Raw genomic sequence first — 562 nt, 5'->3', positions numbered from 1 at the left:
TGCAGGGCGGGGGAAAGATGGGGGCCCGCCCAGGAGGGGGGGGGGAGGAGGGCTGCTTGGTGCGAAGCTAGCTAAATAAGCAGCCGTGAATATAAATTGTTAACTTAAATCCGAGTGATGGAATGGTAGACATAACATGCTTAAAACATGTGGGCTTCAAGCTGTGAAGGTTCAAGTCCTTCTTCGGATAAATGCACACACTTTTTTATTAATATATGTATAAATATAAAGATGAATACTATGATGGGGCGGCTACATTGCTGCCCCGCTAGCTAGCCAGCTTATTTTTTTTTTAGCCGTCCCCCCGCCCTGCAGTACTGCAGGGGGGAAGCTAAAAAAAATTAACTCCCCCCGAAGGGAGGGAAACGGAAGATTCCATATTTATTATGGCGCACTCAATTAATAAGGGGGTATAGTATAATTGGTAGTACAGCAATCTTGCTCATTGCTTGTCAAGGTTCAAATCCTTGTATCTCCATCTCCCCCCCTCCTTTGCCCCCTCCCCTTCCCCACCCTGCAGTACTGCAGGGGGGGGCAGGTTTGCGGGGGGGGAAGAGGAGGG

Annotated in this window: 1 tRNA gene; it reads left to right on the top strand. The window is 49.1% G+C overall.

Annotated features, from left to right (window positions below):
* Positions 1 to 406: 406 nt before the first annotated feature.
* Positions 407 to 478: transfer RNA gene (locus IEW49_RS13515), tRNA-Ala, on the top strand.
* Positions 479 to 562 lie beyond the last annotated feature (84 nt).

This window comes from Pseudoblastomonas marina (assembly GCF_014641655.1).
Classification (GTDB): Bacteria; Pseudomonadota; Alphaproteobacteria; order Sphingomonadales; family Sphingomonadaceae; genus Alteriqipengyuania_A; species Alteriqipengyuania_A marina.
Note: the sequence above shows the minus strand (reverse complement) of the source record. Positions and strands in the feature narration are given on the sequence as shown.